At 54.7% G+C, this 25,490-nt stretch carries 22 protein-coding genes and 1 pseudogene; 10 read left to right on the forward strand and 13 right to left on the reverse strand.

Going from position 1 to position 25,490, the window contains the following annotated elements; all coding sequences use genetic code 11:
* Positions 1 to 9 precede the first annotated feature (9 nt).
* Positions 10 to 870, forward strand: coding sequence for a ketose 1,6-bisphosphate aldolase (locus HVZ39_RS22965; RefSeq protein ID WP_016155383.1), 861 nt, complete (start codon positions 10 to 12; stop codon positions 868 to 870).
* Positions 867 to 1,871 carry a carbohydrate kinase family protein gene (locus tag HVZ39_RS22970; protein WP_181633718.1) on the forward strand — a complete coding sequence of 335 codons (1,005 nt, stop codon included), beginning with the start codon at positions 867 to 869 and terminating at the stop codon, positions 1,869 to 1,871. The genes HVZ39_RS22965 and HVZ39_RS22970 overlap by 4 nt, the downstream gene beginning before the upstream one ends.
* Positions 1,872 to 1,885: 14 nt before the next feature.
* On the opposite strand, the gene HVZ39_RS22975 is transcribed toward HVZ39_RS22970, so the two are convergent.
* Positions 1,886 to 2,617 carry a response regulator transcription factor gene (locus HVZ39_RS22975; RefSeq protein WP_016155458.1) on the reverse strand — a complete coding sequence of 244 codons (732 nt, stop codon included), beginning with the start codon at positions 2,615 to 2,617 and terminating at the stop codon, positions 1,886 to 1,888.
* 28 nt (positions 2,618 to 2,645) lie between these two features.
* On the opposite strand from HVZ39_RS22975, the gene HVZ39_RS26485 reads away from it, so the two are divergent.
* From HVZ39_RS26485 to yjcO, 3 genes are all read left to right on the forward strand, one after another.
* Positions 2,646 to 2,810, forward strand: a complete 165-nt coding sequence (locus HVZ39_RS26485; RefSeq protein ID WP_176443285.1) for a hypothetical protein — start codon at positions 2,646 to 2,648, stop codon at positions 2,808 to 2,810.
* A gap of 95 nt (positions 2,811 to 2,905) precedes the next feature.
* Entirely contained in the window at positions 2,906 to 5,053 is a 2,148-nt protein-coding gene (gene fdhF / locus HVZ39_RS22980; RefSeq protein ID WP_103928834.1) for a formate dehydrogenase subunit alpha, read from the forward strand.
* A 103-nt stretch (positions 5,054 to 5,156) separates the two neighbouring features.
* Complete coding sequence (yjcO, locus tag HVZ39_RS22985) at positions 5,157 to 5,846, forward strand: Sel1 family TPR-like repeat protein YjcO (protein ID WP_016155379.1); 690 nt, start codon at positions 5,157 to 5,159, stop codon at positions 5,844 to 5,846.
* A 50-nt stretch (positions 5,847 to 5,896) separates the two neighbouring features.
* Here yjcO and gltP read toward each other — a convergent pair whose 3' ends face one another.
* The 7 genes and pseudogenes from gltP to nrfA all read right to left on the reverse strand — a co-directional run bounded on the left by gltP (position 5,897) and on the right by nrfA (position 14,060).
* A complete protein-coding gene (gltP, locus tag HVZ39_RS22990) occupies positions 5,897 to 7,210 on the reverse strand; it encodes a glutamate/aspartate:proton symporter GltP (RefSeq protein ID WP_016155378.1) in 1,314 nt (437 codons plus the stop codon).
* A gap of 344 nt (positions 7,211 to 7,554) precedes the next feature.
* The gene (gene nrfG, locus HVZ39_RS22995; RefSeq protein ID WP_016155455.1) at positions 7,555 to 8,175 is read right to left on the reverse strand and encodes a heme lyase NrfEFG subunit NrfG; all 621 of its coding nucleotides are present in this window, start codon (positions 8,173 to 8,175) and stop codon (positions 7,555 to 7,557) included.
* Positions 8,172 to 10,383 (reverse strand): annotated as a pseudogene (gene nrfF, locus HVZ39_RS23005) (heme lyase NrfEFG subunit NrfF). Before nrfF ends, nrfG begins: the two are co-directional and overlap by 4 nt.
* 8 nt (positions 10,384 to 10,391) lie before the next feature.
* Positions 10,392 to 11,348 carry a cytochrome c nitrite reductase subunit NrfD gene (nrfD, locus tag HVZ39_RS23010; RefSeq protein ID WP_016155452.1) on the reverse strand — a complete coding sequence of 319 codons (957 nt, stop codon included), beginning with the start codon at positions 11,346 to 11,348 and terminating at the stop codon, positions 10,392 to 10,394.
* Positions 11,345 to 12,016: a cytochrome c nitrite reductase Fe-S protein gene (gene nrfC / locus HVZ39_RS23015; RefSeq protein ID WP_131347400.1), complete on the reverse strand. Its 672-nt coding sequence runs from the start codon at positions 12,014 to 12,016 to the stop codon at positions 11,345 to 11,347. Before nrfC ends, nrfD begins: the two co-directional genes overlap by 4 nt.
* The gene (gene nrfB, locus HVZ39_RS23020; protein ID WP_131347398.1) at positions 12,013 to 12,579 is read right to left on the reverse strand and encodes a cytochrome c nitrite reductase pentaheme subunit; all 567 of its coding nucleotides are present in this window, start codon (positions 12,577 to 12,579) and stop codon (positions 12,013 to 12,015) included. The genes nrfC and nrfB overlap by 4 nt, the downstream gene beginning before the upstream one ends.
* 44 nt (positions 12,580 to 12,623) lie before the next feature.
* Positions 12,624 to 14,060, reverse strand: a complete 1,437-nt coding sequence (gene nrfA / locus HVZ39_RS23025) for an ammonia-forming nitrite reductase cytochrome c552 subunit (protein ID WP_016155372.1) — start codon at positions 14,058 to 14,060, stop codon at positions 12,624 to 12,626.
* A gap of 434 nt (positions 14,061 to 14,494) precedes the next feature.
* On the opposite strand from nrfA, the gene acs reads away from it, so the two are divergent.
* The 3 genes from acs to actP all read left to right on the forward strand — a co-directional run bounded on the left by acs (position 14,495) and on the right by actP (position 18,650).
* A complete protein-coding gene (acs, locus tag HVZ39_RS23030) occupies positions 14,495 to 16,453 on the forward strand; it encodes an acetate--CoA ligase (RefSeq protein ID WP_016155371.1) in 1,959 nt (652 codons plus the stop codon).
* A gap of 236 nt (positions 16,454 to 16,689) precedes the next feature.
* Positions 16,690 to 17,004 carry a DUF485 domain-containing protein gene (locus tag HVZ39_RS23035; RefSeq protein WP_016155370.1) on the forward strand — a complete coding sequence of 105 codons (315 nt, stop codon included), beginning with the start codon at positions 16,690 to 16,692 and terminating at the stop codon, positions 17,002 to 17,004.
* A complete protein-coding gene (gene actP, locus HVZ39_RS23040; protein WP_016155369.1) occupies positions 17,001 to 18,650 on the forward strand; it encodes a cation/acetate symporter ActP in 1,650 nt (549 codons plus the stop codon). The genes HVZ39_RS23035 and actP overlap by 4 nt, the downstream gene beginning before the upstream one ends.
* Before the next feature lie 42 nt (positions 18,651 to 18,692).
* Here the strand turns inward: actP and HVZ39_RS23045 are convergent, their stop codons facing one another.
* Positions 18,693 to 19,382, reverse strand: a complete 690-nt coding sequence (locus HVZ39_RS23045; protein ID WP_016155451.1) for an LrgB family protein — start codon at positions 19,380 to 19,382, stop codon at positions 18,693 to 18,695.
* The gene (locus tag HVZ39_RS23050; protein ID WP_065554808.1) at positions 19,375 to 19,785 is read right to left on the reverse strand and encodes a CidA/LrgA family protein; all 411 of its coding nucleotides are present in this window, start codon (positions 19,783 to 19,785) and stop codon (positions 19,375 to 19,377) included. The genes HVZ39_RS23045 and HVZ39_RS23050 overlap by 8 nt, the downstream gene beginning before the upstream one ends.
* A 101-nt stretch (positions 19,786 to 19,886) precedes the next feature.
* Here HVZ39_RS23050 and HVZ39_RS23055 point away from each other — a divergent pair, with 101 nt between their 5' ends.
* On the forward strand, positions 19,887 to 20,777 hold the full coding sequence (locus HVZ39_RS23055) for a LysR family transcriptional regulator (RefSeq protein WP_016155366.1): 891 nt from the start codon (positions 19,887 to 19,889) through the stop codon (positions 20,775 to 20,777).
* Between the two features lie 84 nt (positions 20,778 to 20,861).
* Here the strand turns inward: HVZ39_RS23055 and HVZ39_RS23060 are convergent, their stop codons facing one another.
* The 3 genes from HVZ39_RS23060 to soxR all read right to left on the reverse strand — a co-directional run bounded on the left by HVZ39_RS23060 (position 20,862) and on the right by soxR (position 25,078).
* Entirely contained in the window at positions 20,862 to 22,508 is a 1,647-nt protein-coding gene (locus HVZ39_RS23060) for a Na+/H+ antiporter (protein WP_016155450.1), read from the reverse strand.
* 157 nt (positions 22,509 to 22,665) lie between these two features.
* Entirely contained in the window at positions 22,666 to 24,015 is a 1,350-nt protein-coding gene (gene ghxP / locus HVZ39_RS23065; RefSeq protein WP_016155449.1) for a guanine/hypoxanthine transporter GhxP, read from the reverse strand.
* 604 nt (positions 24,016 to 24,619) lie between these two features.
* The gene (gene soxR, locus HVZ39_RS23070) at positions 24,620 to 25,078 is read right to left on the reverse strand and encodes a redox-sensitive transcriptional activator SoxR (protein WP_016155363.1); all 459 of its coding nucleotides are present in this window, start codon (positions 25,076 to 25,078) and stop codon (positions 24,620 to 24,622) included.
* An 86-nt stretch (positions 25,079 to 25,164) separates the two neighbouring features.
* On the opposite strand from soxR, the gene soxS reads away from it, so the two are divergent.
* Positions 25,165 to 25,488, forward strand: a complete 324-nt coding sequence (soxS, locus tag HVZ39_RS23075) for a superoxide response transcriptional regulator SoxS (protein WP_016155362.1) — start codon at positions 25,165 to 25,167, stop codon at positions 25,486 to 25,488.
* Positions 25,489 to 25,490: the final 2 nt, after the last annotated feature.

Raw genomic sequence — 25,490 nt, forward strand, 5'->3', positions numbered from 1 at the left:
GAGCGCATTATGCCGTTGATATCTCTCGCCGATGGCCTTGCCCATGCCCGCGAGCACCGCTATGCCTTAGGGGCGTTTAACGTTCTGGACTCACACTTCCTGCGCGCGCTGTTTGCCGCGGCAAAGCAGGAACGTTCGCCGTTTATCATCAACATCGCCGAGGTGCATTTTAAATATATCTCGTTGGATTCTCTGGTCGAAGCGGTCAAGTTCGAAGCCGCGCGGCATGACATTCCGGTAGTGCTGAACCTTGACCACGGCCTGCACTTTGAGTCGGTGGTTCGGGCACTGCGCTTAGGTTTCAGTTCAGTGATGTTTGATGGCTCCACGCTGGAGTATGAAGAAAATATTCGTCAAACCCGCGAAGTGGTGAAGATGTGTCACGCCGTCGGCGTATCGGTGGAAGCCGAACTGGGCGCGGTGGGAGGCGATGAGGGCGGCGCGTTGTATGGTCATGCCGACGAGTCGCTATTTACCGACCCGATGATGGCGCGTGATTTCGTCGACAGAACCGGGATTGACGCGCTGGCGGTCGCCATTGGTAATGCACACGGCAAATATAAAGGCGAACCGGTGCTCGACTTTCCGCGTCTGGACGCCCTTCGCCAGCAGGCGGCGATCCCGCTGGTACTGCACGGCGGTTCCGGCATCAGCAACGACGATTTCAAGCGCGCAATTGAACTCGGCATTCACAAAATCAACTTCTATACCGGCATGTCGCAGGCGGCGCTGTCGGCAGTAGAGACAAGAATAGCGAATCGTCAGCCCCTGTACGACGAATTTGCCGAACTGCTGCTCGCCATTGAAGAGGCCATTACCGATACCGTTTCAGAACAGATGCGTATTTTTGGCAGCGCGGGACGGGTCTGATGGAACGCAGAGGCGTTATCGCCGCAGGCAACATGCTGGTCGATCATGTGCATCAAATTGTGCAGTGGCCGGAACGCGGCTGGCTGGCGGAAATCATCCGTAGCGAACGCGCCACGGGCGGTGCGCCGCTGAACGTACTGCTGACGCTGGCGAAAATGCACACCGGACTGCCACTGCAGGCAGTGGGGTTAATCGGTCAGGATAGCGACGGCGACTACATCATGGCGATGCTGGAGCAGTATCATGTTAATCGCCAACATGTGCAGCGCACGACTTTCGCCCCCACGTCGATGTCACAGGTGATGACCGATCCCAGCGGTCAGCGCACCTTTTTCCACTCGCCCGGCGCCAACCGGCTGCTGGATCTGCCCGCTTTTGAGCAACTGGATACCTCGATGAAAATCTTCCATCTTGGCTATCTGCTGCTGCTCGACAGTCTGGACATGCCGGATGAGGAGTACGGCACGCGTAGCGCACGGCTGCTGGCGCAAATGCGCGACAACGGCTTTGAAACATCACTGGATCTGGTTTCACGCAAGGGCGACCCGCGCTATCAGCCGCTGGTGATGCCAGCCCTGCGCCATCTCGACTATCTGGTAATTAACGAGCTGGAAGCCGGGGAATTCAGCGGGCTGGAGATCCGCCTGCCCAACGGGGAGTTGCATATTGCGCACATCGCCACCGCTGCGCGCGAACTGCTGAATGCGGGCGTTCGCCTGCGGGTGGTTATCCACTGTCCGGAAGGCGCCTGGGGTGAAGCGCCGGATCTGCCGGGCGTCTGGATCCCGTCACAGTACCTGGCGCCGGAGGAGATCGTTGGCAGCGTCGGGGCGGGAGATGCGTTTTGCGCCGGATTTTTGTATGGCTGTCATGAACGCTGGTCGCTGACGGACAGCGTCAGGCTGGCACACGCCTGCGCACGGGCCAGTTTGCTGTGCGCCAACGCGATAGACGGCGCGAAAACGTTGGCAGAGCTAAAAACCGATATAGCGTCCTTGTAAGCCGGATAAGACGTTTACGCCGCCTTATCATGATGCTGAACGTCGGCGGCAAACACATAGCCCAGCCCGCGCAGGGTTTTGATCAGCATCGGCTGATGCGGGTTGTTCTCTATTTTTCGCCGTAACCGCATGATTAGCACGTCAATGGTGCGGTCAAATACCTCAACGCTGTCGCTGCGCGTCAGTTCCAGCAGCTGTTCTCGGCTAAGTACCCGGCGGGCGTTTTGGGCCAGCGCCAGCAGCAGGCTGTATTCCCCCTGCGTCAACTCCACCTTCAGTTGCTGAGGATTATGTAACTGGCAACCGGCGGTATCGAGATGCCAACCGTTAAAAGAAAGCCCCGTGGTTTGCGGGCTGCCGCTTTCTGCCGTTAACACGCCGACGCGTCTAAGTACCGCCTTTACCCGCGCCACCAGCACCCGCGCATTGAACGGTTTACCGATGTAGTCGTCAGCGCCCATTTCCAACCCGACAACCACATCCGACTCGCTGCCAAGCCCGGTCAGCATCACCACCGGTAGTCCGGGTCTGATCTTTTGCACCTGCTGCAGCACCATCAGACCGTTAATATCAGGCAACATCATGTCCAGCAATACCAGAGCGATTTCCGGCTGAGTCTCAATGCAGCGCAGCGCCTCCTGCCCGGTGTGACATGCGGTCACTGCAAAGACGTGTTCGCTCAGCACATCCTGTAAAAGCGTGCAGACAGCGATGTCATCATCCACAACCAGTATGGCTGGCTTCATTGTTTTTCCCCATTTCTGGCCAACTTAAATGAGTGTGATTGATTCTGCACAGAGTGACAGCGATAAGGCACAAGGATGTGTGGGAAACATAACCTCGGTCACACTGCCGGGCCGTCACGTATTGGAGATTCGTCACGTCAAATATGACGACAGCCTGTTTTTCGTCAGGGTTTTGCGCAAAATTCGCCCGTAATATCGACTAATGCCCCTGATAAAAACATGGCATAAAAGATGCATAACTCAAGCGACAAGCGCGTATGCGTGATTTGATTAACTGGAGCGAGACCGATGAAAAAAGTCGTCACGGTTTGCCCATATTGCGCATCAGGTTGCAAAATCAACCTGGTGGTCGATAACGGCAAAATCGTCCGGGCTGAAGCGGCGCAGGGGAAAACCAACCAGGGTACCTTGTGTCTGAAGGGCTACTATGGCTGGGATTTTATCAATGATACCCAGATCCTGACCCCTCGTCTGAAAACCCCAATGATCCGTCGCCAGCGTGGCGGCAAACTGGAATCCGTTTCCTGGGATGAAGCGCTTGATTACGTCGCCACTCGTCTGAGCGCCATCAAAGCGAAGTATGGCCCGGACGCTATTCAGACGACCGGTTCATCTCGCGGTACGGGTAACGAAACCAACTATGTAATGCAAAAATTCGCGCGCGCCGTTATTGGTACCAATAACGTTGACTGTTGCGCTCGCGTCTGACACGGCCCTTCGGTTGCAGGTCTGCACCAATCGGTCGGTAACGGCGCAATGAGTAATGCTATCAATGAAATTGATAACACAGATTTAGTGTTCATCTTCGGGTACAACCCGGCGGATTCCCACCCGATCGTGGCGAATCACGTGATTAACGCTAAACGTAACGGGGCGAAAATTATCGTCTGCGATCCGCGCAAAATTGAAACCGCGCGTATTGCCGATATGCACATCGCGTTGAAAAACGGCTCGAACATCGCGCTGCTCAACGCTATGGGTCATGTCATCATCGAAGAAAAACTGTACGACCAGGCGTTCGTCGCCTCCCGTACCGAAGGATTCGAAGAGTACAGCAAGATTGTCGAAGGCTACACGCCGGAGTCCGTCGAAGATATCACTGGCGTTAGCGCACAGGATATTCGTCAGGCTGCTCGTATGTACGCCACGGCAAAAAGCGCGGCCATCCTGTGGGGCATGGGTGTTACCCAGTTCTATCAGGGTGTGGAAACCGTGCGTTCACTGACCAGCCTCGCAATGCTGACCGGCAACCTCGGTAAGCCAAGCGTGGGCGTTAACCCGGTTCGTGGCCAGAACAACGTTCAGGGCGCATGCGACATGGGCGCGCTACCGGATACTTATCCGGGCTATCAGTATGTGAAAGATCCGGCTAACCGCGAGAAGTTCGCTAAAGCCTGGGGCGTGGAAAGTCTGCCTGCACATACCGGCTATCGCATCAGTGAACTGCCGCACCGTGCGGCGCATGGCGAAGTCCGCGCGGCGTACATTATGGGTGAAGATCCATTACAGACCGATGCTGAACTCTCCGCAGTGCGCAAAGGCTTTGAGGATCTGGAACTGGTCATCGTGCAGGATATCTTCATGACCAAAACTGCCGCTGCCGCAGACGTTATTTTACCGTCTACGTCATGGGGCGAGCATGAAGGCGTCTTCTCCGCGGCTGACCGTGGCTTCCAGCGCTTCTTTAAAGCCGTTGAGCCGAAGTGGGATCTGAAAACGGACTGGCAGATTATCAGTGAAATCGCCACCCGTATGGGCTACCCGATGCACTACAACAACACCCAGGAAATCTGGGATGAGTTGCGTCATCTGTGCCCGGATTTCTACGGTGCCACTTACGAGAAAATGGGCGAACTGGGCTATATCCAGTGGCCTTGCCGCGACACCTCAGAAGCCGACCAGGGTACGTCTTATCTCTTCAAAGAGAAGTTCGATACCCCGAACGGTCTGGCGCAGTTCTTTACCTGCGACTGGGTAGCGCCAATCGACAAACTCACTGAGGAGTACCCGATGGTGCTGTCCACGGTGCGTGAAGTCGGCCACTACTCTTGCCGTTCGATGACCGGTAACTGTGCGGCGCTGGCCGCGCTGGCGGATGAACCGGGCTATGCCCAGATCAACACCGCCGACGCAGCACGCCTGGGCATCCAGGATGAAGAGCTGGTGTGGGTTAACTCGCGTAAAGGCCGGGTCATTACCCGTGCAGCAGTCAGCGATCGTCCAAACAAAGGCGCGATTTACATGACCTACCAGTGGTGGATTGGCGCATGTAATGAACTGGTAACCGAGAACTTAAGCCCGATTACCAAAACGCCGGAGTACAAGTACTGTGCCGTTAACGTTGAACGCATTGCCGATCAGCGCGCTGCCGAGCAGTATGTCATTGATGAGTACACCAAGCTGAAAGCCAGCCTGCGCGAAAGCGCGATGGGTTAGTCCGTTTACGTAACTGTTCTGCAACAGCCTCCGCCCGGAGGCTGTTTTTTTATCCATACGATCTCTTTATACTGTTCATTCCGTACCCTAAATAAAACTCAAAATGAAACAACTCATTGCATTGATGTTCTTTATGACATTCTTTGCCCATGCCAGTGATACTGAGCCAGGAAGCCAGTACTTGCAGGCCGCTGAGGCAGGGGATCGTCGCGCACAGTACTTTCTTGCCGATACCTGGTTCAGTTCGGGCGATTTGAGCAAAGCCGAGTATTGGGCGCAAAAAGCCGCCGACAACGGCGATGCCGACGCCTGCGCGCTACTGGCGCAAATCAAAATTACGAATCCGGTCAGTCTGGATTACCCCCAGGCTAAAACGCTGGCGGAAAAAGCAGCCAAAGCAGGCAGTAAAGCGGGAGAACTTACCCTGGCGCGGATTCTGGTCAACACCCAGGCTGGACGTACCGATTACCCTAAAGCCATTACCTTGCTGCAAAACGCCTCCGAAGACTTGGAAAATGACTCCGCCGTCGACGCGCAAATGCTGCTCGGCCTGATTTACGCCAACGGCGTGGGCATTCCCGCTGACGATGAGAAAGCGACGTGGTATTTCAAACGAAGCTCAGCCATTTCCCGCACGGGTTATTCCGAATACTGGGCAGGGATGATGTTCTTAAACGGTGAACAGGGTTTTATCGTGAAGAATAAACAGAAGGCGCTGCACTGGCTGAATCTGAGCTGTATGGAAGGATTCGATACCGGCTGCGAAGAGTTTGATAAGTTAACAAACGGGTAATGATTTGCATTGCCGGATGGCGCTACGCTTATCCGGCAAGCTGTCATGAATTACTGATTAGCGGTCTTATCAAATCTACCCAGCACGTCGCGCTCATAGGCCAGCGCTTTCTTGCGGTCAAATTTGTGCTCCCACTTGGCGATAACCAGTACCGCCAGCGCATTACCCACCACGTTCAGCGCGGTACGCGCCATGTCGAGGATACGGTCAACACCGGCGATAAACGCCAGGCCTTCCAGTGGGATCCCCACGCTGCCCAGCGTAGCCAGCAGCACCACGAATGATACGCCCGGCACACCCGCAATCCCTTTTGAGGTCACCATCAGCGTCAGCACCAGCACGATTTCCTGCCACAGCGACAGGTCGATACCGTACAGCTGCGCGATAAAGATAGCGGCGATACTCTGGTACAGAGTTGAACCATCAAGGTTGAATGAGTAGCCGGTCGGCACCACAAAGCTGGTGATTGAAGCGGGCGCGCCATAGGCTTCCATCTTCTCAATAATGCGCGGCAGCACGCTCTCGGAGCTGGCGGTAGAGTAGGCCAGAATCAGCTCGTCTTTCAGAATGCGGATCAGGATCCAGATGCTCAGACCGCAGATGCGCGCCACGATCCCCAGCACCACCAGCGCGAAGAACAGAATGGCGAAATGCACCAACAGCACCAGCTTCGCCAGCGGCCACAAGGAGGCAAAACCGAAGTTCGCGACGGTAACGGCAATCAGCGCGAAAACGCCGACTGGCGCGTAGCGCATAACCATGTGAGTGACTTTAAACATGGTTTCGGAAATAGAGCGAAATACGGTAACCAACGGCTCGCGGTGAGTTGCCGGCAGTGAAGACAGACCTAAACCGAACAGCACCGAGAAGAAGATAATCGGCAGCATATCGCCTTTTGCCATCGATGCGACGATGTTGGTTGGCACCAGTGACAAAATTGTCCCCATCAGGCCATGCGCGTGGCTCTGTACTTCTGCGGTCGTGCTTTGATATTTCGAAATATCCACGGTCGCCAGTTGCGACATATCCACCCCGGTACCTGGCTGGAACACATTAGCCAGCGTGATACCCAGGATAATCGCCACGGTGGTGATCACTTCGAAATAGATAATAGTTTTGGCGCCAATACGGCCCAGCTGTTTTGCATCACCGACCCCGGCGATACCGACAACCAGCGTAGAGATAACAATGGGCACCACGATCATTTTGATCAGATGGATAAAGATATCGCCCGCCGGTGACAGCAGGTTTACAACCAGCCATTCACGGCTGTCACTATGGTAATGCAGGTAACTCCCCAGCAGAATGCCCAGCACCATAGCGATCAGAATCTGCCATGCCAGGCTGACTTTCAAATTTTTCATAACAACGGACTTCCTCGATGGAGCGCTATTCCACATGCGATGTGTGGTAATAGTACATACTGAAAGGGTATGAATTGTGTTGCGTTCGTTTATGGAGTTTTTTAACGCTTATTATCATTATCATTTGCGTACTGTCTCGCGCAACCCTCCAGGAACAGAGCCTTCAGCTGAATTTATGCATAAAAATGCAATTTTGTCGGGGTAATGATGAATAACTTTTTGTTATAAAAGAATTTTAATATGTTCAAAAATGAAGAAGTCATGGCGTGAGTTTTTTTTGCTCATTTGTTCGTTCGCCTGTTTTTTAAACAGGCCAAATGATACAAATCACAAAAGAAACAAATTTATTTTTGCCGATTCTGCAACAACTTCGCCATATTAATAGAGTCAATGAGCTGTGCCCGGTTCACCCTCGGCGAGTTTAAATCCATAACTTTTTGCCACACTGAAATGGCCTGGGCGTAGTCTGCCTGCATAAACGCATCTGAGGCTAACAGCATCAGCGCAGTGACCTCTGTCGGGTCCAGCGCCAGAGCCTTATCAATCATCTCGCGAGTGGGCGGTGTCATATGCTGCCCGGCCTGGTAATACAATACCGTTGCCAGCGCTGAATAGATCTCAGCATTTTCACCCCCTACACGCAGCGCCTGCTCGTAGGCCAGCAGCGCATTATGATACGCGTTTTGCCAAAGATAGTACTCACCGAGTTGCGCCCATTTCACACCGTCCTGTGGATTAGCACGAATTTGCGATTGCAGCAAAAGCAGCTGTTTTTCCTGAATATTTTCATCGGCGAACGCATGTAATGGGTCCGCCAGTCGCGTCTGTTCCTGACGCACCGCCTGCCATTTGGGCGTCAACAGGTAACCTCCGATGCAGGCCACAACCATCAGCACCGTCGCAGCGGTCAGCCACTTCACGGGGAGTGGGCGTAACGGCGCAGGGGAATGGTTGGACTGGCTCATTGCACATCCTCCTCTACGCACTGACGCCTTCTCACCCGCCAGACCACCACGCCCACCAGTAATAACAGCAGGCACGGCAACGCCCACAGCAGCAGCGTTTGCTCATTCAACGGCGGGTTGTAGCGCACAAAATCACCGTAGCGATCGGTCATCCACGTCGTTATCTCGGCTTCACTTTTCCCTTCCGCCACCATGCTATAAACCTGGTGGCGCATACTGACCGCTACCGGCGCATTGGATTCCAGCAAGTTTTGGTTTTGACACTGTGGACAGCGCAGTTGGCTGGCAATAGACAACGCTTTTTCCTGTTGTTGCGGGTTGGCAAAAGTCCATGTGTCCACAACCTGGGCATGTGTCGCGAAGGCGATGAAAAACAAAATGATAGCTAAGAGCAAACATGTTCTGCCGGATGGCGCTGCGCTTATCCGACCTACCGTTTTCACACCCCGTTCGCCGCCATCTGGCAACGCGTTGATTAGTTTATGCATCGCGCTTTCTCCCTCGCCATCCGCTCAGCAGCGCACCAAAGACCATTAACAGTCCCCCGCCCCAAATCCAGCGCACGCCGGTCTGTACGTACAAGCGCATGGCATAACGGTCCGGTCCGGTTTTTTCGCCGATTACCGCATACCAGTCATGCATCAGATTCCAGCGGATCCCAGGCTCCATCATCTGTTGACGGCGCGCGGCATAGAAGCGTCTTTCAGGCTCCAGGCTGCCAATGCGTTTCTCATTTTGCCACAGCGTGATTTGCGCTTTTTCACTGGTGTAGTTACCTTTTGCTTCCAGGTCGAGACGCTCAAAACGAAAAATATAGCCCGCCAGTTCCACCTGCTGCCCGGGGCTCAGATTCAGGCTTACCTCCTGACGACTACCGCTGGAAAAGACGATCCCAGCCGCAAACACCAGCACCCCGGCATGCGCCAGCAGTGCCGGAAACTGGCAACGCACAGACACTTTGCGGCTTCTGATCGTCGCCAGCACGATAACCAGCAGCATCAGCAGGCCAAAGGGCAGCGTAGCACGGTTAAAGTACGGTGCGCCCACGGAGAGCCGCCCCCAGCCGAACAACCCGTAAATCATCGGGTAAAGGGTGCCAATCAGCACAATCAGCAGCACCGCGCAAAAAAGTAATAGCGCGACCAGAATCAGCATCTCGCGTGACCAGCCGCCAAAACGCGCATTCTGGCGGACTTGCTGTCCCCGCCAGGCGTACAGCCCGAGCGATGCCAGGCTCAATACGGTAAACAGCGCAAACAGCGGCGTGGCGCGGACGTTATCCAGCGCAAAAGCGTGCACGGAAACGAGAATGCCGGAACGCACAATCAGCGTCCCCAGCAGCGATAAAATCAGCGTGACGATCGCCAGCAGCAGCGACCAGTGGCGGAAGATCCCACGTTGGCGCGTGATGAACAGACTATGCAGCAGCGCACTGGCGGAAAGCCAGGGTAATAAGGAGGCATTTTCTACCGGGTCCCAGAACCACCAGCCGCCCCAGCCCAGCTCGCAGTAGGCCCACCAGGAGCCGAGGATAATCCCCAGCGTCAGCGCACACCAGCCAGGCAGTGCCCAGCGCCAGCACACCCCGGCGCTCTGCGCATTAAAGTCACCGCGCAGCAGCGAGGCCAGCGCCACGCCTGCCGCCACCATCAAGCCACCGTAACCCAGGTACAGCAGCGGCGGATGGAGGATTAACCCGAGATGTTGCAGCATCGGGTTAAGGTCGCGCCCTTCAATGGCTGGCGGGAAGATACGCACGAACGGATCGGACCATACCACCACAAACAGCAGCAGCAGGGCCGTTATCAGTGCGAGGACGCTGAGCGTTAACGGAAACAGCAGGTCGGAATCACGCCGATAGCGCAAGGCAAACAGCGCGCTCCAGCCGGAAAGAAACAGCACCCACAGCAGCAGCGATCCTTCATGCCCGCCCCACACCGCCGCCAGTTTTAATCCCCACGGCAGCAGGCTGTAGCTATGCTGAGCAACGTAGACCACCGAAAAATCGCTGGTCAGAAAGCAGAATATCAGAATGGCAAAGGCCAGCAGCAGCAGCGAAAACTGCGTCCACATGCCCACGCTTGCCAGGCGCATTACGCCTTGCCAGCGCTGGCGGACACCCACCAACACGGCAAGCGGGGTCAACACGTTGACCCCGAGGCTTAACAACAGTGCCAGAAAACCGGCTTCAGGAAGGAGAACGTCCAGATATCACCTTACGCAACGGTTAGCTGACCCGCATAGAGAATAAAAAAGCGCAGCAGCAGTACGCCGGTCAGGCTGGCACCGCACACTGCCAGCACGCCATGAAACGTCGAACTGCGGTTGGCCCAAGGTTTTAGCAGCATCGGCAGTATCAGCCCAAGCCCGGCCACGCCCAGCCAGAACCACCAGGTCCAGAATCCGCCGCCCAGTGCCGCCGCCAGCGCGCGCATTTTGCCGTCATCGCCCAGCGCCAGACCGACGAAAAACGCCGCCAGCAGGAAGATCTCCAGCCATACCACCGGGACTTCCATGCGATGCACAAAGTGCGCTTCGGTACTGTGCGGATTGCTACGATGACGTAACGCCATGGCGATCAGCGCCACCGCCGCGCCGGAGGAGATCCCGGAGAACAGGAACAGCACCGGCAGGATCGGGTTATTCAGGAACGGGTAGGATTTCAGCGCCGATAGCAGAAAACCGGTGTACGCCCCGAGCAGGACCGCCAGCACCAGCATTAACGTCTCCAGCGCGCGATGAAACGGCGCAATCAACGTCAGCATTTTCTGTACGATCCCTAATCGCGGCAGCCAGCGCTGTTGCAGAGCAATCACCTCTTTTTCAAAGATTTTTGCCAGCCACAGCACCAGCACCACCATATACAACTGGAACAACATGACTCCCATCGACATCACCGAAGTAAAGCTGTAGTGGAACATCAGTTTCCAGAAGGTCCATGGACGCGTCAGGTGGAACACCAGAATCAGCAGACCGAAGATAATCGCCCCCGGCCCTAACACCAGCGTAGTGCGTAGCAGCGTGCTGTCAGAACCGCCCGCCTCCGGATGGAAACGACGCAGCAGAATCGCCAGCGTGACCAGTCCGGCGGAGATGCCAATCAGGAACAGATAGATGGCAATGGGCCAGTCCCACACCAGTGATTCAAAATGAAATGCAGAAGCGGATGTCATTGGCTCACCTCCCCAAATTTAAAGGGAACGCGGTAGACCTTCGGTTTTGTGCCCAACGCCAGCTTGTAACGGTAGGTGGTTTTCTGCAGCAACAAGCGGGAGATATCGCTGTTGGGATCGTCCAGATTACCAAACATCAGCGCCTTCGTCGGACACGACTCAACGCAGGCGGGCTGCTTGCCCGCTTTCAGATTGGTTTTCCGACAGAAATCGCATTTATCCGCCGTTTTGCTAACCGGATGGATAAAGCGCACGCGATAAGGACACGCGGCGATACAGTACTGGCAGCCAACGCACAGGTCCGGGTTCACATCCACAATACCGCTGGCGGCATCGCGATACGATGCCCCCGTCGGGCAGACGTCAACGCAGGGGGCATGGTCGCAATGCTGGCACGAATGACGGAAGAAGCGATACTTCACATCAGGAAACGTCCCCTGCGGCTCGCTGCGAATAATCGTCAGACGCGATACCCCTTCCGGCACGTTGTTTACTTCCCGACAAGCATCCATGCAGGCCGTACAGCCGATGCATAGTGACTCATCATGTACCATACCGTAACGTACGCCGTTGATGTTCAGCGTCTTCGCCACAACGCGTCCCGCCGTCCCGCTCACTGCCACCAGCGCGCCGACGCGGGTGATAAACTGGCGACGAGAGCAACTCATGGATGCTCCTTAAGCAACGGAACCGACGCCGGGTTAAAGTTCGGATTGTTACGCTGATCGCTGTGGCAATCGACGCAAATCTTGATCCGTCCTTTATCACTTAGCGTCTGCATCGTGTCTTGCTTCGGATGCAGTGAGTGACAGCTGGCACACGCCACTTTGGTTACGTGAACATCGTGTGGCCAGAACGCTTTTTGTAGCTGCTCAGGCAGGTGGCAGGACATACAGACGCTGTTCTGCTGTTCAACGTTGTACATCGGCTCATTAAAGCGCATCACATCCTTCACCCCTTCACGGTGGTTCGGTGACGGCTGGCCGTGACAGTTGGTGCAGGTGACCGGCAGTTTGTTATTCGGGTTGATGACTTCTGCATGCTTACCATGCATGCCTTCGGTATCTGGCTTGTGACAATCCAGACAGGCGGCATCCGGATTACGCTGTTGGGTAACCGTCCAGCGTTGATCCGACTCCTGCGACGTTGGCGTGGCAGTGATTCCACTCAGGCTCCAGAACAAGCCTGACGCCAGCACCCCAGCAGTTAATAACGAACGTAATACGCTCATATTCACTCCGTTGAGTTATCCGCCCCTGACGGGGCGAAATGGGGTTATTGGCTTAACAGACCGTTTTTACGCGCCTGATCTTCCCACTGCGGAATCACCGTTTTGATGAAGTCCTGCTTCTCAGCATTGATTTGCTGCATGTTCAGACCAATCGCCGCCTGGGCTTTCTCTTTGGTAGAGATATCCGGTAACGGGATTTCATGGGTGATGCCTTTAGTCGCCAGCAGACGGACCAGTTTGGTACGCGCATCGGCGGCTTTATCCATGGCGCTACCCAGCATCCGCAGACCCTCTTCCGGAGCGTGCATGTGAATACCGTGTGAGGCGATAGACAGGTCCCAGCGCCATTGTGCGTGACGGATATCTTCCAGAATCGGCTTCATTTCCGCTTCAGTCGCACCCGCATCCCATGCAGCTTTCGCTTCGAAGTGCGCATGAACCAGCTGATCTTCGACCTTGATTTTCAGGTCATGAATAGCCTGTTTACGCTCGGCGACCACTTTTTGCAGGGACGCTTTATCCTGGGTGTGGCAGTTCGCACAGGTCTGAGCAAAGTTATCGAACGGGTTACCAATTTTATGGTCGGTGTAGATCTTGCCTTCCGCGTTTTGCACTTTCGGCATGTGACAGTCGATACAGGTCACGTTGTTCTTGCCGTGAATGCCCGCGCTCCAGGTTTCATATTCCGGGTGCTGCGCTTTCAGCATCGGCGTTTTCGACAGGGAGTTGGTCCAGTCAGAGAAGGCGATGGTGTCGTAGTATTTCTCCATGTTCTCGACTTTCATGCCCTCGTCCCACGGGAACTTAACGGCTTTGTTTTTACCGTCGAAGTAGTATTCCACGTGACACTGACCGCAGACCATGGATTGCTGATCAAAGCGACCGGCTTTCTCAAACGGTTTGCCGATTGCTTCCATTGCGCGTTCTGCATAAGGACGCGACAGCGTCAGCTCTGGCTTGCCTTTGGCGAAGTCTGGTGACGCAGTGTTATGGCAATCTGCACAGCCGAGGTTGTTAACAATTTCCGGACCGCCGCGCGCCCATTTACCATGGAAGTAGCCATCTTCACCATCTTTCTGGATCAGACGCGCTACGTCCGGGCTTTTACAGCTCCAGCAGGCCATCGGCAGCGGGCCGTCTTCAGCCGTTTTTGGTGCGCCGGTACGTAAGGTTTCACGCACATCGGTCACGGCATAGGCGTGTCCACGCGGTTTGTTGTAATCGCGCGAGAATGGATATCCCGCCCACAGGATCACCAGACGCGGATCTTCTGCCAGCGCATCTTCACGGGCTGATTGCTCAGACGTGGCTTTCCAGGAGAGATATTGATCGGGATGCTGAGGAGCGAAGGTTTCATTCTTCGCTTCAACGGTGACGGTTTTTGCGGGTACAGGAGTTTGTTCAGCGTGAACAGCAGAAATAAATAATAAAGGTAATAACAGGCTGAAGAAACGGCGTACGCGTGATTTTATCCTTGCCATAGGGGTCTCATCCAGATGACGCCATTATCTGCAATGGCGGTTCTTTTATTGTTTTCCATAACAGCAACCACACGAATACTGTCATGACATTGCTCCACCCTATTTGTAACAAGAAACCACACTGAAAATATTGTCTTTAATCAATTGTAAGTGTATGTAAAATACCACTTTAGAGTTATAACCCCCCTCTAACTCCTCACTCTTTTGTCTAATTCAGAGATAGATCACCTTTTCAATAATCCTTTAGATAACTACATGTTATCGCGAGATTTAATCAATTTTTGCTAGTTCCCTTCAAAATTAAGTTTGCCGCTAATTTGCACAATTCGTTTATTGCGTGATCTGCCGCGCAAATACTAAACAAAACTCTCAAAGCCCCTACATTTAACGTTTATGAGACATATTATTAACATCCTACAAGGAGAACAAAAGCCATGAGCCAAATACATAAACACGCTATTCCCGCAAACATTGCGGATCGTTGCCTGATAAACCCGGAGCAGTACGAAGAGAAATACCAGCAATCCGTTAACGAACCCGACACATTTTGGGGCGAGCAGGGAAAGATACTTGATTGGATCAAGCCGTACAGCCAGGTGAAGAACACCTCCTTCGCACCAGGCAACGTGTCGATTAAATGGTACGAAGACGGCACCCTGAACCTGGCCGCAAACTGCCTTGACCGTCATTTACAGGCAAATGGCGATCGCACCGCCATCATCTGGGAAGGCGATGACGCCACCCAAAGCAAAAACATTACTTATCGCGAACTGCATCGCGATGTTTGCCGTTTCGCCAATACGCTACTGGATTTAGGCATTAAAAAAGGCGACGTAGTGGCCATTTATATGCCGATGGTGCCGGAAGCGGCGGTTGCTATGCTGGCTTGCGCCCGCATTGGCGCGGTGCATTCGGTCATCTTCGGTGGTTTTTCACCAGAGGCGGTCGCCGGACGTATCATCGACTCCAATTCACGTCTGGTGATCACCGCCGACGAAGGCGTGCGCGCCGGCCGCGCCATCCCGCTGAAAAAGAACGTCGATGATGCGCTGAAAAACCCGAACGTGAAAACCGTGGAACATGTGGTCGTCCTCAAACGTACCGGTGGAAAAACGGAATGGCAGGAAGGCCGTGACCTGTGGTGGTCCGATCTTATCGAGAAAGCCAGCCCGGAACATCAGCCGGAAGAAATGAACGCGGAAGATCCGCTGTTTATCCTCTATACCTCCGGTTCAACCGGCAAGCCAAAAGGCGTACTGCATACCACCGGCGGATATCTGGTCTACGCCGCAACCACCTTTAAGTACGTGTTTGACTACCATCAGGGCGATATTTATTGGTGTACTGCTGACGTGGGTTGGGTAACCGGGCACAGCTACCTGCTGTACGGTCCGCTGGCCTGCGGCGCAACCACGCTGATGTTCGAAGGCGTGCCAAACTGGCCAACCCCGGCGCGTATGTCGCAGGTTGTGGACAAGCACCAGGTCAATATTCTGTATACCGCGCCGACCGCCATCCGCGCCCTGATGGCAGAAGGTGATAAAGCGATTGAAGGCACTGACCGCTCCTCGCTGCGTATCCTGGGTTCCGTTGGCGAGCCGATTAACCCGGAAGCATGGGAGTGGTACTGGAAGAAGATCGGCAACGAAAAATGCCCGGTCGTCGATACCTGGTGGCAGACCGAAACCGGTGGATTCATGATCACCCCGCTGCCGGGCGCCACCGAGCTGAAAGCGGGTTCCGCAACCCGTCCGTTCTTTGGCGTACAGCCTGCGATTGTCGATAACGAGGGTAATCCGCTGGAAGGCGCGACCGAAGGCAACCTGGTGATTACCGACTCGTGGCCGGGCCAGGCGAGAACGCTGTTTGGCGATCACGAACGCTTTGAGCAGACCTACTTTTCTACCTTCAAGAATATGTACTTCAGCGGCGACGGCGCGCGTCGTGACGAAGATGGCTATTACTGGATCACCGGTCGTGTGGACGATGTGCTGAACGTCTCTGGCCACCGTCTGGGAACGGCAGAAATCGAATCGGCGCTGGTGTCGCATCCGAAGATTGCCGAGGCCGCGGTGGTGGGTATTCCGCATAATATTAAAGGCCAGGCGATCTACGCCTACGTCACGCTGAATCACGGCGAAGAGCCGTCACCTGAGCTGTACGCCGAGGTGCGCAACTGGGTACGTAAAGAAATTGGTCCGCTGGCAACACCAGACGTGCTGCACTGGACCGACTCACTGCCGAAAACCCGCTCCGGCAAAATCATGCGCCGTATTCTGCGTAAAATCGCGGCGGGCGATACCAGCAATCTGGGCGATACCTCGACCCTCGCCGATCCTGGCGTGGTAGAGAAACTGCTCGAAGAGAAGCAGGCCATCGCGATGCCATCATAACCATAACCGTGAAATGCCCGATGGTGCGCGGCTTATCGGGCCTACAAATCCTACCCCTACCCCTCCCCTGACCGGGAGGGAAAATATAATAACCCACCCCAAAGGATTTCGCGTTGCAGGAAGACGGCAAGCGAGCGCATCCCCAGGAGCATAGTTCACTATGTGACTGAGGTGGGCGAGTGCGGCCAACATACCTGCAACGTGAAAGACGAAGGGGGCCTCTGGAGAACTCTGTGATGAATGACTCTATTTATCAGCGGATAGAAGACAGTGCGCGTTTCAGGGAGTTAGTTGAAAAAAGGCAACGGTTTGCCACCATTCTGTCCATCATCATGCTGGCAGTTTACATCAGCTTTATTTTACTGATTGCCTTTGCGCCTGGCTGGCTGGGTACGCCGCTACACGCGGGAACCAGCGTCACCCGGGGTATTCCGATTGGGGTCGGTGTGATCCTCATCTCCTTCATCCTGACCGGGATCTATATCTGGCGGGCAAACGGTGAATTCGACCGCCTGAACAATGCGGTTCTGCACGAGGTTAAAGCATCATGAAGAGAGTCCTGACGGCGCTTGCCGCCACGCTGCCCTTCGCCGCAAACGCGGCGGATGCTATTAGCGGTGCAGTCCAACGCCAGCCAACCAACTGGCAGGCGATTGTCATGTTCCTGATTTTCGTCATCTTTACGCTCGGTATTACTTACTGGGCGTCTAAGCGCGTACGTTCGCGTAATGACTACTACACCGCCGGCGGTAACATCACTGGTTTCCAGAACGGGCTGGCGATTGCGGGCGACTATATGTCGGCGGCATCGTTTCTCGGGATTTCCGCGCTGGTGTTTACCTCCGGTTATGACGGGCTGATCTATTCACTCGGCTTCCTGGTCGGCTGGCCAATTATCCTGTTCCTGATTGCTGAGCGTCTGCGTAACCTGGGTCGTTACACCTTTGCAGATGTTGCTTCTTATCGTCTGAAGCAAGGACCAATCCGTATTCTGTCGGCCTGTGGTTCTCTGGTGGTGGTCGCGCTGTATCTGATCGCCCAGATGGTCGGCGCAGGTAAGCTGATTGAGCTGCTGTTTGGTCTGAACTATCACATCGCCGTCGTACTGGTTGGCGTGCTGATGATGATGTACGTCCTGTTTGGCGGCATGCTGGCGACCACCTGGGTACAGATCATCAAAGCCGTTCTGCTGCTGTTCGGCGCCAGCTTTATGGCCTTTATGGTGATGAAGCACGTCGGCTTTAGCTTCAACAACCTGTTCACCGAAGCAATGGCGGTACACCCGAAAGGTTCAGCCATTATGAGCCCGGGCGGACTGGTAAAAGATCCGATCTCCGCCCTGTCGTTAGGTCTCGGCCTGATGTTTGGTACGGCAGGCTTGCCGCACATCCTGATGCGCTTCTTTACGGTCAGCGATGCCCGCGAAGCGCGTAAGAGCGTGTTCTATGCCACAGGTTTTATGGGTTATTTCTACATCCTGACCTTTATCATCGGCTTTGGCGCGATCATGCTGGTGGGCGCTAATCCGGCGTATAAAGACGCTGCTGGCGCGCTGATCGGCGGTAACAACATGGCGGCGGTTCACCTGGCGAATGCAGTGGGCGGCAACCTGTTCCTGGGCTTCATCTCAGCCGTGGCGTTTGCCACCATCCTGGCGGTGGTTGCAGGCCTGACGCTGGCGGGCGCATCGGCCGTTTCTCACGACCTGTATGCCAACGTGTTCCGTAAAGGCGCAACCGAACGTGAAGAGCTGAAGGTGTCGAAAATCACCGTACTGGTGTTGGGCGTGATTGCCATCCTGCTCGGCGTGCTGTTTGAGAACCAGAATATCGCCTTCATGGTAGGTCTGGCGTTTGCTATCGCAGCCAGCTGCAACTTCCCGATCATTCTGCTCTCCATGTACTGGTCAAGACTGACCACGCGTGGCGCGATGTTGGGCGGCTGGTTAGGTCTGCTGACGGCGGTGGTGCTGATGGTGCTTGGCCCGACGATTTGGGTCCAGATCCTTGGTCACGAAAAAGCCATTTTCCCGTATGAATATCCGGCGCTGTTCTCCATCAGCGTAGCGTTCCTCGGGATCTGGTTCTTCTCTGCTACCGATAACTCAGAAGAAGGTAATCGCGAACGCGAGCAGTTCCGTGCCCAGTTCATCCGTTCCCAGACCGGGTACGGCGTAGAACAAGGTCGCGCGCACTAACCACTCCTCCTCTTCCCCGGTCTGAACGACCGGGGCATTTTTTCAGAACATCACCATCGCGACCAGCGGTGCCACCAGCACCATCACCACGCCGGAAAGCATCATCACCAGGCTGGCGACCACGCCCTCCTGCTGGCCGAGCTCATAAGAGCGCGCCGTGCCCGCACCATGCGAGGCTGCGCCAAATCCTGCGCCTTTCGCCATCCCCTCCCGAATAGAAAGCCGTAAAAACAGTACATCGCCAACCGCCATACCGAATACACCGGTCACTACCACGAACAATGCCACCAGGTCTGGTTGCCCGCCCAACGGCTCTGCTGCCGCCAGCGCAAATGGCGTGGTGACGGAGCGCACCGCCAGACTACGCTGGATTTCATCAGGCAACATAAACAGACGCGCCAGCCACACGGAACTGGTAACGGCCACCAGCGTTGCCGTCACCACGCCCGCCGTCAGTGACATCCAGTGCCGCTTAATCACGGCAAGGTTGTCATAGACCGGAACGGCAAAGGCGATGGTCGCAGGGCCTAACAGCCACAGTAGCCAGTGCGATTCACCAATATAGTTTTGCCAGGAGATATGCCCAAAGACCAGTATCAGGACCAGCAGCGCAGGAGTGAACACTAACGGCATCAGCGGTAATTTACGAAAACGGCGATACAGGCGCTTGTTGGCAAAATAGATGCCCAGCGTAATCACCAGACACAGCACGCTTAGCTGGAAATTACTCACGGTTTAGCCTGCTCATTTCATAGCGATACACTCTATCCACGACCCATGCCGTTGCGCCAAGCACCATCAACGTACTTAGCGCAATGACGGCAAATATGCGCCAACCATCGACCAACAACAGCTGCGTATAGTTGACGACAGCCACCACCGCCGGAACAAAAAACAGCAACATTTCAGCCAGTAACCAGCGAGCGCCTGCGCGAATCCAGTTCAGCGGGATAACCCGACAGACAATCAGCGCCAACATCAGCACCATCCCAACCAGGTTGGCAGGAAGCGGCAGATGCAGCCAGGAGACAAGATATTGAGCAAATACAAATAGACCTGCGTACAACAGAACCTGAACGGGGATCTGGAGTCGATGAATAACGGCAGGCGTCACGCGGCTTATCGCCACAGCCATGAGGGTATGTCCTTAAAAAATAGAGAGCGCCAGTATAGAGAGCCCCCGTCCAGGACTGAAATGAATTAAACTCATTGCAGGCATAGTCTTAAGGAATAATCATGGATATCAGAACGCTGCGCTATTTTGTTGAGGTGGTTCGTCAGCAGAGCTTTACCCGCGCAGCGGAGAAGCTTTTTGTCACCCAGCCCACCATCAGCAAGATGTTGAAGAACCTTGAAGACGAGCTTAACTGCACGCTGTTAATCCGCGACGGTCGGCGACTGCTGTTAACCGACACTGGACAGGTTGTTTTCGAACGCGGCCTGGCGATCCTCGCCGAGTTTCGCCAGCTCGAAGCAGAACTCAGCGACATTAATCACCTCAACAAGGGAGTGCTACGCCTCGGCATTCCGCCCATGGTCGGTATGTTGATGGCCGGGCCTATCAGCCTGTTTCGCCAGCGCTATCCCGGCGTTGAACTGAAGGTGTCTGAATTTGGAGGCTTAACCGTCCAGCAGGCGGTGATGAATGGCGATCTGGATGTCGCGATGACCGCGCTGCCGGTTGAAGAAGAGAGCGGCCTGGCGACCTTACCACTTTTTAGCCATCCGCTCTGCGTGCTGGTCCCCCGTTCCGGTCAGTGGACAACGTGTGAATCCATTTCCCCCGAGGCGTTAGCGGAGCATCCCCTGCTTATCTATAACGAAGATTTCGCGTTGAGCCGTCAGTTGCTTGAGCTGTTTAACCAGCACAATGTCAAACCCCGCATCGCGGTACGCAGTGGGCAGTGGGATTTTCTGGCGGCGATGGTGCAAGCCGGAGTCGGGATCGCCATTTTACCGGAGCCGATTTGCCAGCGCTTGGATAAGCAGACGCTGCGCTGGATCCCTTTGGAGAGTGATTTACGCTGGCAGTTGGGCATGATTTGGCGCGAAGGTGTGTATCTGTCGCACAGCGCCCAGGCGTGGCTCAAATGCTGTGAAGGGTTCTGGCTAACGCAAGAGTCGTAAAATGCCGGGTGCGGCTTAACGCTTATCAGACCTACAATTGGATTCCGTAGGCCTGATAAGCATAGCGCCATCAGGCACAACCGTTTATTCGTTCTCGATCAACAGCGCTTCCAGCAAATCCAGATCGTGCAGCAGTTTTTGCAACGTTTCATTGCTAATTTCCCGCGTGGCGCGCAGGTGATAAAGTTCCGCGCGCTCGGAGCGCAGGGCCGCCAGACGGAAACGCCGCTCGAGGTTTTCTTCCTGCATCGAGCTTTCCACGTCGTTGCGTCCGTCGGCGCGTCGACGCAGGTTACCGATGACGCGTGAACTTACCTCGGTGAGCAACTGATTGTCGATGTTCTCTTCGGTGTCTGCGGCCAGACGTTCCTCCATTTTCTGGATGGCGACAATCGCCACTTCCGCCGTGGCAGCGCGGGCAATTCGTTCCTCTTTCTGCTGCTGCGAGTGGTCTGCCACTTCCAGGTGTTGCAGCAGAAGCGGCAGCATCACCACGCCAACAAACAGCGAGAACAGAATCACGCCCGCGGCAAGGAAGATCAGCTCATATCGCGCCGGGAAGCCGCTACCATCCGGTAACAGCAGCGGAATGGAGAGCACACCGGCGAGAGTAATGGCCCCACGCACGCCCGCAAAGGAGGCGATCATGATTTCACGCGTCGTCCAGGAACCAAACTCCATCGGCTTTTTCTTCAGAAAGCGCAGGCTAAACTTCTTCATCGTCCACAGCCAGCCAAAACGTACCAGCATCAGCGCTACGTAAATCAGCACGATATCGGTAAACAGCATCCAGATTTCTACATTCGGATCGGCTTCTGCCGCCGCCAAAGAAGACTCCAGAATCCCCGGCAACTGCAGTCCTAATAGCAAGAAAACCATGCCGTTAAACACAAACTCCAGCATCGCCCAGGTGCTGTTAGCACGTAAACGCATCGCCAGCGGCGCCCGGCGCATTACCCCGGAACGGGTAATCGTCATCCCGGCTGCGACCGCCGCGAGGATGCCGGAAACACCGATGTGTTCCGCAATCAGGTAAGACGCAAACGGCAGCAGGAACAGCAGAACGATTTGCGTTGCCGGTTCATCACCACCCCAGCGGCTGAGAAAACGCAGGGAGCGCCCGTACAGCCAACTGACGACAAAACCGGCCAGGATACCGCCAATCGCTACCTTGAAGAATTCAAGCGTTGCGCCACCAACCGTAAACACCATCGTGCCCATCGCCACGGCGACGGCAAATTTCAGTGACACCAGACCGGAGGCGTCGTTCATCAACGCTTCGCCCTGCAGGATGCCCATGATTTTCTTCGGTATGCGTCCCTCCCCCACTATGCCGGAAAGGGCAACGGCATCGGTTGGCGACAGGACAGCGGCCAGCGCAAAGGCCGGGATGAGAGGGATCCCCGGCACCAGCCAGTAAATCATAAAGCCAATCCCGACCACCGTGACCAGAACCAGTGCCAGCGCAAGGCCGAAGATCTCTCGCCCGTGCTCCAGAAACTCACGGGTTGGCGTCTTCCAGCCATCGGCGAAAAGCAGCGGCGGGATGAACAGAACCAGAAAAAGCTCAGGATCGAATTCCACATGCAAACCAAACGTCGGCCACGCCAGCAAGGCGCCGATGGCGATCTGCATAAGGGGTAAAGGGAGTTGGAATGGCAATACGCGAGTAAAAACCCCCGACAGCGAGACCACAAGGGTCATGATGAGTATGGTGAAAAAGATTTCCATGCGTTCCCTGTTTGCGATGTTTCTTATGATCAGTGATGAGAGGCGTCGTGCCTCAATTCTATCTACTTGAGAGTAACGCAAAAGACAACGAGAGTGTTGTGAAAATAAAAACGGGCGGCCAAAGCCACCCGTTTTCAGAATCTTCATCAAATGAGGATTAGATAGCCCAACCACCAGCGTAGAAGGCCACCAGCGCGATGGCGATGACCACAGTGCCGATGTTCAGTTTGCGCCATTCGCCAGAGACGATACGGCCAATCACCAGGGTAGCAAAGCCAATCATAATGCCGGTCACGATGTTACACGTCAGCACGATAAATACGGCCGTTACCAGCCCCGCCATAGCGTCGACAAAGTCAGCAAAGTCGATTTTCGCTACGTTGCTCAACATCAGCAGGCCCACATACATCAGCGCAGGCGCCGTTGCATATACTGGTACAAGATAAGAGAGCGGAGAGAGGAACAGGATCAGCAGGAACAGTACGCCAACGGTGATCGCCGTCAGGCCAGTTTTGCCGCCTGCCGCCGTACCCGCTGCGGATTCAATATAAACCGCCGCCGGTGCAGCGCCCACCAGGCCAGAGAACACGCTGCTCAGGGAGTCGGTGGTCAGCGCTTTGCCGCCGTCAATAATCTGTCCGTCTTTATCCAGCAGATTCGCCTGTCCGGCTACCGCACGGATGGTTCCGGTCGCATCGAAGACAGCGGTCATGACCAGCGCCAGCACGCTCGGCAGTACGATCGGGTTTAGTGCGCCCATAATATCCAGGCTACCGATCAGCGAGTTACCGTTTTCGTCGCTCAGAGACGGCATGGCAAAAATACCGGAGAAATGTACGGCCGGGTCGAAAATCAGACCCACTACGGAAATACCGATAATAGTCAGCAGGATGCCGCCCGGTACTTTCAGTTTTTCGAGGCCAATAATCACCGCCAGACCTACCAGCGACATAATCACCGGGAAGGTATCGAAATCGCCCAGCGCAACCGGCAGGCCGTCCAGCGGGTTTTTAATAACCAGACCCACGCCGTTTGCCGCAATCAGCAGCAGGAACAGGCCGATACCAATCCCCGTACCGTGCGCAACACCCTGCGGTAGATTGCGCAGGATCCAGCTACGAATACCGGTCGCGGAAATGATGGTAAACAGGACACCCATCAGGAACACCGCACCCAGCGCAACAGGCACGCTGATATGTTGTCCCAGTACCAGGCTGAATGCGGTAAACGCCGTCAAAGAAATGGCGCAACCAATCGCCAGCGGCAGGTTTGCCCACAGGCCCATCACAATAGAACCGACGCCCGCGACCAGACAGGTTGCCACAAATACAGCGGCAGGCGGGAATCCGGCTTTACCCAGCATCCCCGGAACCACGATAACGGAGTAGACCATGGCCAGGAACGTTGTTAATCCGGCAACGACTTCCTGACGAACGGTACTGCCGCGGAGCGAAATTTTAAACCAGGCGTCGAGTGAACCGCCGGTACGCGCTGAAGGCGTAGACATAGAAAACATCCCCTGAGAGTTTATTTTTTCGTCATTATGCGTGCTGGACAATCCACTGCCTGCTAAACGTTTTCTCCATGTGCCAGGTTTGCGTCAATAGGGGTGTCGCAAAAAAGCAAACGTTTAGCTCCGCGCATAAAAAACGGGTGGTAAAAAAAAGCAAACGATTATCCAGCGATCATACGCTGGTTTTCAACTGAACTTTGCCGCTTTTTACTCATTTCTTCTTATAACGCGCAATAAATAATCAGTCGATGCGCAAACGTTATCGTCAATGCGCAGTCTGGCAACAAAATTTGCGGAGTTATTACAACATCGGTGTGCCTTTTTCACGCAAACTTGCGCAAGAAAACCGGTGAAGATGCGGAAAATTTTTTGGCTAAAAAATCACCATTTTACTGGTAAATGGAGAGAGGTGGCTTACAATTACATTATCAACACAGACCGGAACCTCACCTAATGTGCTCGACTGAGGGGTGTTGATGTCGGGGGAAACCCTCCCGTGAACCAGCGGGATAGAGTGAAAGACAAAGACCGGAACCAAACTAAAGCGCCCTCTGTGGCGCTTTAGTTTTATATCCGTCAATCCATCAGATATTTCACATCAATCATCTTCCAGCAGACGCGCCCCGGTCCCCTTCTCGCCAAGCTGATCGCCTGGGTTACGCAACGGGCAATCGCTGCGCGACAAACAACCGCAACCAATACACCCATCCAGTTCATCGCGTAGCGCCACTAAAGTATGAATGCGTCGATCCAGCTCTTCACGCCATTGCGAAGAGAGCTGCTTCCACTCTTTAGCACTGAGCGAATGTCCTTCAGGTAATACGCCGAGCGCATCACCGATCGTTGCCAACGGGATCCCGATGCGTTGAGCAATCTTGATAATCGCCACATAACGCAACACATCACGTCTGTATCGGCGCTGATTGCCGCTGTTGCGCATACTGCTGATTAACCCTTTGCTTTCATAGAAATGCAGGGTTGATACCGCCACGCCGCTACGCTTTGCGACTTCACCAGGCGTGAGCAGCGCTTTTATTCGGGGTAATTTCTTTTCCATAAATCGCTTTACCTCAAGTTAACTTGAGGAATTATACTCGCCCACAGACAAAACGACGAATCGAATACTGAAAAAGAGGCAGCCCTATGTCCCATCAGCAGATTATTCAGACCCTTATTGAATGGATTGACGACCATATCGATCAGCCGCTGAACATTGAGGCGGTGGCGAAAAAATCAGGTTACTCGAAGTGGTATTTACAGAGAATGTTCCGCACGGTGATGCGCCAGACGTTGGGTGACTATATCCGCCAGCGTCGACTCCTGCTGGCTGCTGTTGAACTGCGGACGACCGAGCGACCTATTTTCGATATCGCGATGGATCTTGGTTATGTATCACAACAAACCTTCTCACGCGTGTTTCGCCGCGAGTTTGATCGTACCCCTAGCGATTACCGCCACCGCCTGTAAGA

This window comes from Citrobacter sp. RHB35-C21 (assembly GCF_013816515.1).
GTDB classification, from domain to species: Bacteria; Pseudomonadota; Gammaproteobacteria; order Enterobacterales; family Enterobacteriaceae; genus Citrobacter; species Citrobacter braakii.